This is a genomic window from Pseudomonas sp. SH10-3B (genome assembly GCF_019891415.1).
Classification (GTDB): Bacteria; Pseudomonadota; Gammaproteobacteria; order Pseudomonadales; family Pseudomonadaceae; genus Aquipseudomonas.
This window is the reverse complement of record NZ_JAFLXD010000086.1, coordinates 1-11,201: the sequence shown is the minus strand read 5'-3', so window position 1 is coordinate 11,201 and position 11,201 is coordinate 1. Positions and strand designations below refer to the sequence as shown.

Here is an 11,201-nt window from a genome sequence, read left to right as displayed (position 1 = left end):
CGTGGGTAACCCGGCAGGACGCCGGGTTAGCCGTCCTGGGCCAGGGATGGCCCATGACGGCGGCCCACGGATTCAAGCCTTCGTTCGGGCATACCGAGCCTAGGCGAGGTACCGAGTGGTGGGGCAAGAGCCCTTTTGGTTACTTTTGGGGCTCTTTTCCAAAAGTGACCCGCCGTAAGGGCGGAACCATAGGTAGCCGTGACCGCAGCAACGGATATGCACTCGGTCAAAACCAACAACATGGTCGGCCCAGAGGCCGCCATCGAGGACAAGCCGTGTCAGTTGGCTATTTGTGAGTTCCCAACCACTCCAGCGCCGTGCGCCACACGCAAATCCCGAGGAAATACGCCGACATCACCGACCACAACCCAAACGTCCACGGGTTGGTGTTGGGATAATCCACCACCATCAAAAAGCTGCACAGCAACCAGATGGTGGTCACCGCGATATTGATCGGCATGAACCGCTTGACCCGGAACGGGTGCAGGAACTTCATCGGCGTCACGGTCAGCAGCGCCAGGCCGATCACCGTGAGCAAGGTGACCCAGGCGGCGGGCTGGATGATGTAAACGCACAACGCCACCACGTTCCAGGCCGCAGGGAAGCCGACGAAATAGTTGTCCTTGCTCTTCATGTTCACGTTGCAGAAACAGAACAGCGACGACACCAGGATCACCGACACCGTGAACAGGTGGGTAAAGTCCGGCAGGTCGATATAGCGGTAGATAAACAGTGCCGGGATAAACACGTAGGTGAGGTAATCGATCACCAGGTCCAATACCGAGCCGTCAAAGCTGGGCAATACCGTGCTGACATTCACCCGCCGCGCCAGGGAGCCGTCGACGCCGTCTACCACCAGTGCCAGGCCCAGCCAGAGCAGGCAGGCCTTGGGTGAGTTTTCCAGCAACGCCAGGGTGGCCAGGAAGGCCAATACCACACCTGTGGCGGTAAAGCCGTGGGCGCCCCAGGCTTTGATTCTGGCTACATGCAGGGTCGATATCACGGGCGGTTCTCCAAAAGGTGGAACGGGGCAGCCGACAACGTGACGCCGTCGAGTCTGGCCGGGGGATGCAGGTATCGACCGGGAAGGGGGGGATAAGGTTCACCACCCGGTGTATCTCTTAGCGTAGCAAGCGTAGGACGTTTCGGCATCAGCCTTGACGGAACACCAGCGCCTTCAAGCCACTTTGCGCGTCGATATCCGGAAATTCCGGTGGATTTTGCAGCCGTTCAATAAAACGCAGGCCCGGTGCTTCGCGGGTGACGCCGTCGATCAGGAAGTCTTCGCCGAAGGCCGGGTCATTCATGCACGCCAGCACAGTGCCCTGGGCCGTGAGCAAATCCGGCAGGCGGCGCAGTACGCGCTGGTAGTCCTTGGTCAGCAGGAAACTGCCCTTCTGAAAGGATGGCGGGTCGATGATCACCAAGTCGTAAGGGCCGCTGTTGGTGACCTTGGCCCAGGATTTGAACAAGTCGTGGCCGAGGAAGGTGACCTTGCTCAGGTCGTGACCATTCAGGCGGTGATTGTCGCGGCCGCGGCTCAGGGCGCCACGGGCCATGTCCAGGTTCACCACGTGCTCGGCGCCGCCTTCGATGGCCGCGACCGAGAACCCGCAGGTGTAGGCAAACAGGTTGAGCACCCGCAGGCCCTTGGCGTGCTCGCGCACCCAGTTGCGGCCGTAGCGCATGTCGAGGAACAACCCGCTGTTCTGCTTCTTACCCAGGTCGATCAGGTAACGCAGGCCGCCTTCGGTGATGGTCAGCTCGTCGATGGCTGCACCCACCAGCCATTCGGTGGTGCTTTGCGGCAGGTAGCGGTGTTGCAGGGCCACGGTGTGGGCGCCGAATTGAGCCCAGTCGATGTCGATCAACCGCTGTTTCAACGCATCCAGGTGGGTCGCTTCGGGCTCCTTGAACAGCGCCACCAGGACCACGCCTTGCAGCCAGTCCACCGTCAATTGCTCCAGGCCCGGCCAGCAACGGCCACGGCCGTGGAACAGGCGCCGGGTTTCAGCAGGGGCGCTGGCCAGGGCGGTGAGCAGGTGGGCGTGCAGGGTAGCGAGTGCGTCTGGGGTCATCGTTAAGCGTCGGTCATTGAGCGGGCGGCATTTTAACCACAATGGCAGCGTTTGCGGGGAGCTGAAAAAATACCCCGTAGCCGCTATCAGGGATCATAGGCTGCTGGCTATGAGGGGCTGGCCAAACACTTCGCGGATAAAACCAGGTGCGATATAGCGCTCGTAATGCGCCTCGGACAGCAGGAAAAACTCGCGATCGATCGCATCGCGCAAATCCGTGAGATTGCGTTCGCGAAACTCCGGCAACAACGCCAACCCGTAGGCATCCAACTTGGATATCACCCGCGCGCCCCGGGCAATCAGCTGATACGCCCAGCAATACGGCGACTGGTGCGGCATAAAGCGAATCTTGCGGTCTTCCAATTGCTGGCGCAGGCGCTGGGGGTCGAGTACTTCCAGTTTGCTGACCATTACCTGCACCAGCAATTGTTCGAGGCGCAGCCACACTGCCTGTTTTTCCTCGGCGTTGTAGCCATTCCACTGGATCACTTCGTGGTGATAACGCTTGCAGCCTCGGCAGACCAAATCCCCGTAAACGGTGGAGCACAGGCCTATGCAGGGCGTCTTGATGGTTTGATTGGGCATAAAAAACGTCGACAAGTGAAACAACACGGCCCCACAAAGGGGCCGTTTTTTTTCAATCCCAGCTCAGCGCACCGCCGGTCTGGTACTCGATGACGCGAGTTTCGAAGAAGTTTTTCTCTTTCTTCAAGTCCATGATCTCGCTCATCCACGGGAACGGGTTAGTCGTCCCCGGATACTCTTCCTTCAAGCCGATCTGCGACAGGCGACGGTTAGCGATGAACTTCAAATAGTCTTCCATCATCGCAGCGTTCATACCGAGCACACCGCGCGGCATCGTGTCGCGAGCATATTCAATCTCCAACTGAGTCCCCTGCAGGATCATCTGGGTCGCTTCTTCCTTCATCTCGGCATCCCACAAATGTGGGTTTTCGATTTTGATCTGGTTGATCACGTCGATACCGAAGTTCAGGTGCATCGACTCATCGCGCAGGATGTACTGGAACTGCTCGGCCACGCCGGTCATTTTGTTGCGGCGGCCCATGGACAGGATCTGGGTGAAGCCGCAGTAGAAGAAGATGCCTTCCAGTACGCAGTAGTAAGCGACCAGGTTGCGCAGCAGTTCCTTGTCGGTGTCGACGGTGCCGGTTTCGAACTTTGGATCGGAGATCGAACGGGTGTATTTCAGGCCCCAGGCTGCCTTTTTGGCCACCGATGGGATCTCGTGGTACATGTTGAAGATCTCGCCTTCATCCATGGCCAGCGATTCGATGCAGTACTGGTAGGCGTGGGTGTGGATCGCTTCTTCGAAGGCCTGGCGCAGGATGTACTGGCGGCACTCCGGGTTGGTGATCAGGCGGTACACGGCCAGGACCAGGTTGTTGGCGACCAACGAATCCGCAGTGGAGAAGAAACCGAGGTTGCGCATGACGATGCGGCGTTCGTCGTCGGTCAGGCCTTCGGGGTTTTTCCACAGGGCGATGTCGGCGGTCATGTTGACCTCTTGCGGCATCCAGTGGTTGGCGCAGCCGTCGAGGTACTTCTGCCAGGCCCAGTCGTACTTAAAGGGTACGAGTTGGTTGAGGTCGGCGCGGCAGTTGATCATGCGCTTTTCGTCAACGGCGACGCGGGCGGAGGCGCCTTCAAGTTCGGCGAGGCCTTCGGCGACGTCGAGTTTGTCCAGGGCGGCCTTGGCGCGGATGATCGCAGCGGAGTCGTTGGCAGTTACATTGCGCGCTTCCAGGGCAGCAGCGGCGCCGGCGCCGTCGAGGCGGTCCATGTTGGCTTCGCTGGCGTGGCCGGCATTGGCGCCCTTGATCACTGCTGCACCGGTGTCCTCGTTGTCGACTTCATCCCAACTCAGCATTGAAATACTCCCTTCTGTTCTGTTCTGACGGTGTTTGACCCCGTCCAAAAAATTCGATTTGCAGGCTACAGGCATTGAAATGCTGCGCAGAGTGTGGTCGGTAAATACCGATACTGCACACTATGTAGTGGTCTGTTCTGTTTGTGGGCACACTATATGGTGTGTAACACAACGGGTCAACGCGCAAGAATGGATCGAACGTCGCAGGGGTGGCAGAACCGCCGCAGCCTTTCAGGACTCGCGCGGGGCCTTGAGCAACAGCGCTTCAAACACCCGCTGCACCCTGGGCTCATCACTGTGGGCCACGTTGAAACGCATCGAATCGCGATGGGCCGGGTCGTAGCCGAACAGCGCGCCCGGCGCCAGAACCATGCTGCGCTTGAGCGCCTCTTGGGCCAGTAGCTCGCCGTTCACCCCGGGTGGCAAGCGTGCCCAGATAAACATCCCGCCCTCATAGGCCATCGGCAACTCGCATCCGCAGCGCCTGAGCCATTGTTCTACACGCCCGCCGGCCTCCATCAAGCGCTGGACCATGCGCTTGCGGTGCTTGGCGTAGCTGCCCTCGCTGAGCATGCGGTAGACGATCTGCTCGAACAGCTCCGAGGTCACGCCACCGCTCATCAGCTTCATATTGGTCAGGTTGGCCGCCAGTTGCGGCGCGGCCACCACGAAGCTGACCCGGGTGTTGGCGCTGAGGATCTTCGAGAAGCCCGACAGGTAGGTGACCTGCTCCAGGCCGGCGACGGCGGCCAGGCGCGGCGGCGGGTTGGGGTGCAGGTCACCATAGAGATCGTCCTCGACGATGTGGCAGTGGTACTGCTGGGTCAGTTGCAACAGGCGAAACGCTTGGCTGGGGCTGAAGGAATGGCCGGTCGGGTTATGCAGCACACTGGTGGTCAGGTACAGGCTGGGGCGGTGTTCGGCCAGCAGTTGTTCGAGAGCGATGAAGTCAAAGCCATCGGGGCGGCGTTGGATGGTCACCACCTTGACGCCGTGCAGGGCCAGGTTGGCGTGAAAGTTGAAATAGCACGGCGCGTCGAGCAGCACTGTGTCGCCGGGGCGTGCGAGCAGGCGCATCAGCATGTCCAGGCCTTGCACGGTGTTGGGGGTGGTGATGATCTGTTCCACCGGTACCGACAAGCCTTCGCCGTGCAGCTTTTGTTGCAGTGCCTGGCGCAGCGGCAATAAGCCGGCCGGTGTGCCCAGCCCGGCGATGCGCAACGACGGCGCGCGCACCACACTGCGCATGGCTTGGCGGATGGCCTCGGCGTTCAGCCAGGCTTCCGGCAGGTGGCCGCCGCCGGGGCGCAGCTCGCCGCTGGCAGTGACCAGGGGGCGCCGCAACACGCTGAGCAGATCCTGAGGCAGCAGGTCGACCCACGCCACCGAGGCCGGGCGCGCGCTGTCCATCGCCACAAAGTAGCCACGGCCCTGGCTGGAGGTCAGCAGGTTACGTCCACGCAGGCGGTCCAGGGCTTCGTTGAGGGTGAACTTGCTGACGCCCAGGGTCTGGGTCAACTCACGCACCGATGGCAACTTGCTGCCGGGTGCCCATTCGCCGTTCTCGATGAGCAGGCTGAACGCCTCGACGATCTGCTGCACCTTGGGCGTGCCGTCCACAAAGGCGATGGCGGATACAAACATAAACCTTCCTTGTGTTTGCCGGTGCTTTTACCGGTGAAGTTAGGCCGGATTAGGCATCACTTTACCTGCCTTGCGCAATGCCGGTCCCCTAGACTGCACGCCATCTCGCCTGGAACCGGCGAACTTTTCTACCCGCGAGCAATGGATCTTGCATTCTCATGAAGACTTATATGTGTGCACCCTGCGGATTTATGTACGTTGAAGAATTGGGCATTCCCGAAGACGGAATCCCGGCAGGCACCCCTTGGGAAGAGGTGCCGGAAGACTGGACATGCCCGGATTGCGGCGTGACCAAGGCCGATTTCATGGCCATTGAACTGTAAACCTCCATCACGAAAGGAATCGCTCCATGGAAAGCAAACTGATCAACCCCTCCGTACCGTTCTGTACCGGCGTGGCCCACCAGAAATACCTGGCCGCTGAAGCCGGCCTGCAAACCGCCGTCGAGGGTGGCTGCACCCACTGGTATATAGACGGCAGCCTGTTCGGTGAAATGGTCGACGACTGGACCGAAGCACGCATCACCAGCCTGCTGGAACAGATCGCAGCTACCGGCGTGAAACCGGTCTATCACGGCAACTTCAAGGCCCCGCTGGGCAGTGATGTGGAGGCTTTCCGTGCCGCAGCGGTGGATTATGTGAAGCGCGAGATCGATATCGCCAGCCGCCTGGGCGCACCTTTGATCATCCACGGGGGCAGTATCGTCGAGCCGAAAATGGTGTTGATGGCCAAGAAGGTTGCCTTGGCGCACTACCTCAAGTCGGTGCAGGAACTGGCACGTTATGCCGAGGCCAAGGGCGTGGATATCTACCTGGAAAACCTGTCCAACTACGTCAACTACCGGCCGTTCCACTACATCTTTACCCATGAAGCGGAATACGCCTTTGTGTTCGAACGTCTGCAGGAGCACCGCAACGTGTACTTCTTCCTCGATGCCGGCCACGCCAATATCGAGAACGGCCTGCCGGCCGAGGTGGTGCGCAAGTATCACCACCTGATCAAGGGTATTTCGTTCAGCAACAACAATGGGGTGCAGGACCAGCATTTCGGTATTCATGACGGCAACTGCGACTACGCCGATGTGATGCAGGCCATCGTTGAGACCAATTGGAAAGGCCTGGTGGCCTTCGAAACCCGTAACCAGACCGCCAAGGCCGCCCTCGGGGAGCTGGCGGTGATGTACCGCGAATCGCTGACGACCGAAATCGCGGTCGCCTGATCGGCTCTGGGGCGGGTGCTGGCATGGCCCGTCCCACCGCTGTCGTTTCTACCTACTCAAGGCTCAGGCCCATGACCAGTGCGTTAACCCTGTCTTCGTTTCTCTACTTCCTGCTGTTTTGCGCCACCATGACCTTCAGCCCCGGCCCCATGACCCTGCTGCTGTTGAGCCTGGGCCTGAAGGACGGCTTGCGCAGTTCGATCCCGGCGCAGATCGGTGCCAGTGTGTCGTACCTGATTTCGATCCTGATCTTTGCCGTGGGCTTCTCGGAACTGATCAAGGGCAATCTCGCCATTACCCAGACCATTCAATTCGTCGGCGTGGCGTACATCCTCTACCTAGCGTACAAGCAGTGGACCAGCAGCGGTGTGTCGATCGGCAAGGCGGCTACGGCGGAGGGCTCGCGCAGCCTGTTCGGCAAAGGGCTGCTGACCGGGTTTTCCAACCCCAAGACCATCATCATGTTCAGCGCCGTGTTCCCGCAGTTCGCCGGGGCAGGGGAGCGCAGTTCGGCGGCGGATATCGCCATCCTCGGGGCGACCTTCCTGTTGCTGCAATTTGCCAGCGGTTGCCTTTATTGCTACTTCGGCCAGCGCATCAAGCACGTGCTGGAAAACCCCAAGCGCCGTATTTTGCTGCAGCGGATCACGGCGGTGCTGTTGCTGGGTGTGGCATTGATGCTGGCCAGGGGCTTCTCCAGCTAATCGTTTTGGATGGGTGATGTGCCTTGGGTATGAGCTTATGAGTGGTAGTGGCGAATTGCTGGCTCCCTGATAGACTCCAGGCACCCATCCAGGATTACAGCCGCCCATGCCAGCCGCCGGAGGAAAAGGACTTCCGCTCGCTACCCGTTTGTATAAATCCCGCACCTTAGGGCTGACGCTCGGCTTTGTGTGCGTGGCGTTTGGCATGTACCCGCTGGCGCCCCCAACGTGGGTATGGGCCTGGATGGTGATCAACGCGTTTGTCTGGCCTGTCCTGGCCTTCCAGCGCTCGTCGCGTGCCGTCAATACGCTGCGCAGTGAGCGCCGCAACCTGTTGTTCGATTCGTTCTGCGGCGGCTTCTGGGTCGCTGCCATGCACTTCAACCCGCTGCCCGGTGTGACAACGCTGTCGATGATGACCATGAACAACGTCGCCATCGGCGGTCCGCGGTTCATGCTGGCGGGTTGGGTGGCGCAGGCGCTGGGTATCGGTACGGCGCTGTTGATATTCACCCCAGCCTTTATCGCCACGACCACCCCCACCCAGATCTATGCCTGCCTGCCGATTCTGATGGTCTACCCGCTGGCGCTGGGCTGGATCTGTTACCGCCAGGCGGTGACGCTGGCACGGCACAAGCGCGAATTGCTGGCGCTGAGCCGCACCGACAGCTTGACCGGCCTGCTCAACCATGGCGCCTGGAAAGATCAACTGGAGATCGAGTTCCAACGCTGCCACCGCGAACAGCAAGGGGCCGCGATTGCGTTGATCGACATCGACCATTTCAAGCTTATCAACGACACCTATGGCCACGTCACCGGCGACATCGTGCTGCGCCAGCTCAGCAAAGTGTTGCGCCAGAACCTGCGCGCCACCGACCTGGCCGGGCGTTATGGCGGCGATGAATTCTGTGTGATCCTGCCGGGCATGCCGCTCAACCACGCCACGCAAGTGATGGATGTGTTGCGCGATCGCTTCAACGCGTTGGCGTATGCCCAGGACCCGTCGCTGTGTGCCAGCTTGAGTATCGGCCTGGCGCCGTATCAACCTGGGCACGCCGATTCCATCAGTTGGCTCAATGATGCAGACCTGGCGCTGTATGAAGCCAAGAGCAGCGGGCGCAACCGGGTCAGTTCGGCGCAAGGCACTTGGTTGCGATCTGTCTAGTGGGGTAGGGTGAGGCGGCACCCCAACACACCACAAGGATCGGTTCATGCTCTTCACCTTCCCGCGTACCCTCCTGGCCGCCACGCTGGCCTTGTCCTTCGCACTCCCGGCCTACAGCGCCGAACCGCATAAACAGATCCAGGCGGACGCCGAGCAGTACAAGGCCCCTGCCTTGCAACTGCTGGAGCGGCTGGTGAATATCGATTCGGGTTCTGGCTATGGGCCAGGGCTGACCCAGGTGAGTGATATCGCCGTCGATGAACTCAAACAGCTGGGCTTCACGATTGAACGGGTGCCGGATGCCGCCGCCAACAGCAGCCATGTGATCGCTACCCTCAAGGGCAGCGGCAAGGCCAAAATCCTGCTGATGGCCCACATGGACACCGTATTCAAGGAAGGCTCGGCGGCCGAACGTCCGTTTCATATCAAGGACGGTCGCGCCTATGGTCCCGGCGTGATGGATGACAAGGGCGGCATCGTCGCCGGGATCTACGCGCTCAAAGTCCTGAAGAACCAAGGGTTCAAGGACTACGCACAAATTACCTTCCTGCTCGATGCCAGCGAAGAAACCGGCACCGACATCGCCTCTGACCTGATCCGCAACACCGCCAAGGCTCACGACGTCACGCTGAACCTCGAACCCGGCCGCCCGGCCGACGGCCTGGTGGTGTGGCGCAAAGGCAGTGCCACCGCCGTGGTCGAAGTCAAAGGCAAAGCCGCCCACGCCGGCGTGGCCCCGGAACTGGGGCGCAACGCCGCCATGGAAGCCGCGCATCAGATCCTGCAGTTGGGCAAGCTGGGTGATGAAGAGAAGAAAACCACCATCAACTTCACCGTCATCAAGGCGGGCGACCGCACCAACGTCATCCCCGACCAAGCCACCGCCAAGGCTGACGTACGCGCGGCGTTGCCGGAAGAGTTCGATCGGATCGAGAAGGACCTGGTGCGGGTCTCCGCCAACAAGTTGATCCCGGAAACCGAAGTGACCACCACCCTCAAACGCGGCCTGCCGCCCATGCCGCAGACGCCGGAGTCGGACAAGCTGGTGGCGATTGCCCAGGGGATTTATAGCGAGTTGGGTAAAAAGTTGACCATTGAAGGCAGCGGCGGCGCGGCGGATGCCAGTTTGTCAGCCGGGGTGGGCACGCCGACGTTGGATGGATTTGGGATTGTCGGCGGCAATATCCATACGCCGGAGGAGTATGCGGAGGTGGAGAGCGTTGCGCCGCGGATCTACTTGCTGAGTCGGATGATTATGGAACTGAGTAAACGCTGATCAGCCTGGGAGGCTCACCCATGCAATTTGGCTGAGCCTTCATTCCTTGTGGCGAGCAGGCTTGCCCTGCGTTGGGCTGCGTAGCAGGCCCAAACCCAACAACGCCAATCTGCCTGAAACACAGCGTCGCCCTGATTGGGGCCGCTTCGCGGCCCAACGCAGAGCAAGCTCGCTCGCCATAGCGGGTGGTGGTATTACGCTTGAATTGATTCAGACCAGCGTTGGCAGAAATCATGTTGCTTCTGTATGTCGTTGGTGAGGTCGCTTTCCTCATAAGCAAAAATATGCACGAGCTCACCGTCTGGCTTTCCCATAGTCAGCTCGTAGGCAACAAGCCCATTCGACATCTGTGAGGACATTCCAGAGGTGTGAACATTGATTTTGGCGCCCTTGCATAAGAAAGTTATCTCTTTTAAATCGGCTCTTAATAACCCAAAGCTGTCGAACAGATCCAACGCTGTATAGGTTTTTCGTTCCCCGTTGTTCAGTACTAGATTAAGAGTCGGTTTCCCCGCTTCGTATTCGACCACTGCGCTTTCACGGATACCGTTTTTGATGATAGTGATTTCACGTGATTTCATGGGTATTCCCTATTGGGGTTCAATATTGTGTATCCCTTGAAGGTGCCGTCCTCATTGACTGGCGATGCACCTAAAATGTGTTTTGTGTCGATACGCTCAGGAATAGCAATTTCTAATTCGTTCTTGTGTTTAGAACGCACGCCCAGTTCTTTATTTACGTCTCGTCCGGGGATCCTTTTAAGCGTGTAAAGAAAGCCTTCCTCGAACCCAAAGCCGGAAGCAAATACCAGCGCCTGCTTCCTCGACGTAGAGGTGGGAACAAAGTTGCTGGGAGGGCTAGCGTTGTTCAAAGCGTGCAGGAAAAGATCTGTGCTTGATCCTCTACTTTCAAATCCTTTTTCAAATATTTCGTCCGGTTCTCTTAAATCCCCACGATAGAGATAGGCTCTTTTTTTATCGGGGGTCGGAACTGATGGCGAGCGTTCATCAACCTCGATTTGTTCGGTCGGTTTCTCAATTTCTGACGGTGAGTTACACCTGTCTTCACCCGGGCAGGCACTCAGACCTAGCGGATCAACCCACCTCGCAGGGTTTGGCACGTACTGGTACGCATTGATCCCACCCGCCAACTTCACCGGGTCTGGCGTCAGATAGCGACCAATATCGGGATTGTAGTAGCGATGACGGTTGTAGTGCAGTCCGCTTT

General features: G+C 59.3%; 12 protein-coding genes. 5 read left to right on the top strand and 7 right to left on the bottom strand.

Translation table 11 applies throughout. The features are described from left to right. Positions 1-286 precede the first annotated feature (286 nt). The 5 genes from pcsA to J1G35_RS29955 all read right to left on the bottom strand — a co-directional run bounded on the left by pcsA (position 287) and on the right by J1G35_RS29955 (position 5,610). Complete coding sequence (gene pcsA, locus J1G35_RS29975) at positions 287-1,003, bottom strand: phosphatidylcholine synthase (RefSeq protein ID WP_053135320.1); 717 nt, start codon at positions 1,001-1,003, stop codon at positions 287-289. A gap of 148 nt (positions 1,004-1,151) precedes the next feature. Next, positions 1,152-2,078: a class I SAM-dependent methyltransferase gene (locus J1G35_RS29970; protein ID WP_223016807.1), complete on the bottom strand. Its 927-nt coding sequence runs from the start codon at positions 2,076-2,078 to the stop codon at positions 1,152-1,154. A 93-nt stretch (positions 2,079-2,171) separates the two neighbouring features. Continuing rightward, a complete protein-coding gene (locus J1G35_RS29965) occupies positions 2,172-2,663 on the bottom strand; it encodes a DUF1289 domain-containing protein (protein ID WP_053135350.1) in 492 nt (163 codons plus the stop codon). A 52-nt stretch (positions 2,664-2,715) separates the two neighbouring features. After that, complete coding sequence (locus tag J1G35_RS29960; RefSeq protein ID WP_003173711.1) at positions 2,716-3,966, bottom strand: ribonucleotide-diphosphate reductase subunit beta; 1,251 nt, start codon at positions 3,964-3,966, stop codon at positions 2,716-2,718. 231 nt (positions 3,967-4,197) lie between these two features. Continuing rightward, positions 4,198-5,610, bottom strand: coding sequence for a PLP-dependent aminotransferase family protein (locus J1G35_RS29955; RefSeq protein WP_223016806.1), 1,413 nt, complete (start codon positions 5,608-5,610; stop codon positions 4,198-4,200). Between the two features lie 158 nt (positions 5,611-5,768). On the opposite strand from J1G35_RS29955, the gene J1G35_RS29950 reads away from it, so the two are divergent. From J1G35_RS29950 to J1G35_RS29930, 5 genes are all read left to right on the top strand, one after another. Continuing rightward, the gene (locus tag J1G35_RS29950; RefSeq protein ID WP_016968943.1) at positions 5,769-5,933 is read left to right on the top strand and encodes a rubredoxin; all 165 of its coding nucleotides are present in this window, start codon (positions 5,769-5,771) and stop codon (positions 5,931-5,933) included. Positions 5,934-5,959: 26 nt separating this feature from the next. After that, positions 5,960-6,829: a sugar phosphate isomerase/epimerase family protein gene (locus tag J1G35_RS29945; protein ID WP_053135333.1), complete on the top strand. Its 870-nt coding sequence runs from the start codon at positions 5,960-5,962 to the stop codon at positions 6,827-6,829. A 71-nt stretch (positions 6,830-6,900) separates the two neighbouring features. Beyond that, a complete protein-coding gene (locus tag J1G35_RS29940) occupies positions 6,901-7,533 on the top strand; it encodes a LysE family translocator (protein ID WP_053135336.1) in 633 nt (210 codons plus the stop codon). Between the two features lie 106 nt (positions 7,534-7,639). Then, complete coding sequence (locus J1G35_RS29935; RefSeq protein ID WP_223016805.1) at positions 7,640-8,698, top strand: diguanylate cyclase; 1,059 nt, start codon at positions 7,640-7,642, stop codon at positions 8,696-8,698. Between the two features lie 46 nt (positions 8,699-8,744). Further along, positions 8,745-9,974, top strand: coding sequence for a M20/M25/M40 family metallo-hydrolase (locus tag J1G35_RS29930; RefSeq protein WP_223016804.1), 1,230 nt, complete (start codon positions 8,745-8,747; stop codon positions 9,972-9,974). Between the two features lie 194 nt (positions 9,975-10,168). On the opposite strand, the gene J1G35_RS29925 is transcribed toward J1G35_RS29930, so the two are convergent. After that, on the bottom strand, positions 10,169-10,555 hold the full coding sequence (locus tag J1G35_RS29925; protein ID WP_223016803.1) for a hypothetical protein: 387 nt from the start codon (positions 10,553-10,555) through the stop codon (positions 10,169-10,171). Continuing rightward, a partial coding sequence (locus tag J1G35_RS29920) for an RHS repeat-associated core domain-containing protein (protein WP_279309469.1) occupies positions 10,552-11,201 on the bottom strand: 650 nt, incomplete at its 5' end. The genes J1G35_RS29925 and J1G35_RS29920, both read right to left, overlap by 4 nt.

Excerpts from the sequence above, each read along its gene's own strand:
- J1G35_RS29960 (WP_003173711.1), bottom strand. The coding sequence starts at position 3,966 with ATGCTGAGTTGGGATGAAGTCGACAACGAGGACACCGGTGCAGCAGTG.
- J1G35_RS29945 (WP_053135333.1), top strand. The coding sequence starts at position 5,960 with ATGGAAAGCAAACTGATCAACCCCTCCGTACCGTTCTGTACCGGCGTG.
- J1G35_RS29935 (WP_223016805.1), top strand. The coding sequence starts at position 7,640 with ATGCCAGCCGCCGGAGGAAAAGGACTTCCGCTCGCTACCCGTTTGTAT.
- J1G35_RS29950 (WP_016968943.1), top strand. The coding sequence starts at position 5,769 with ATGAAGACTTATATGTGTGCACCCTGCGGATTTATGTACGTTGAAGAA.
- J1G35_RS29925 (WP_223016803.1), bottom strand. The coding sequence starts at position 10,555 with ATGAAATCACGTGAAATCACTATCATCAAAAACGGTATCCGTGAAAGC.
- J1G35_RS29930 (WP_223016804.1), top strand. The coding sequence starts at position 8,745 with ATGCTCTTCACCTTCCCGCGTACCCTCCTGGCCGCCACGCTGGCCTTG.
- J1G35_RS29965 (WP_053135350.1), bottom strand. The coding sequence starts at position 2,663 with ATGCCCAATCAAACCATCAAGACGCCCTGCATAGGCCTGTGCTCCACC.
- J1G35_RS29940 (WP_053135336.1), top strand. The coding sequence starts at position 6,901 with ATGACCAGTGCGTTAACCCTGTCTTCGTTTCTCTACTTCCTGCTGTTT.
- J1G35_RS29970 (WP_223016807.1), bottom strand. The coding sequence starts at position 2,078 with ATGACCCCAGACGCACTCGCTACCCTGCACGCCCACCTGCTCACCGCC.
- J1G35_RS29955 (WP_223016806.1), bottom strand. The coding sequence starts at position 5,610 with ATGTTTGTATCCGCCATCGCCTTTGTGGACGGCACGCCCAAGGTGCAG.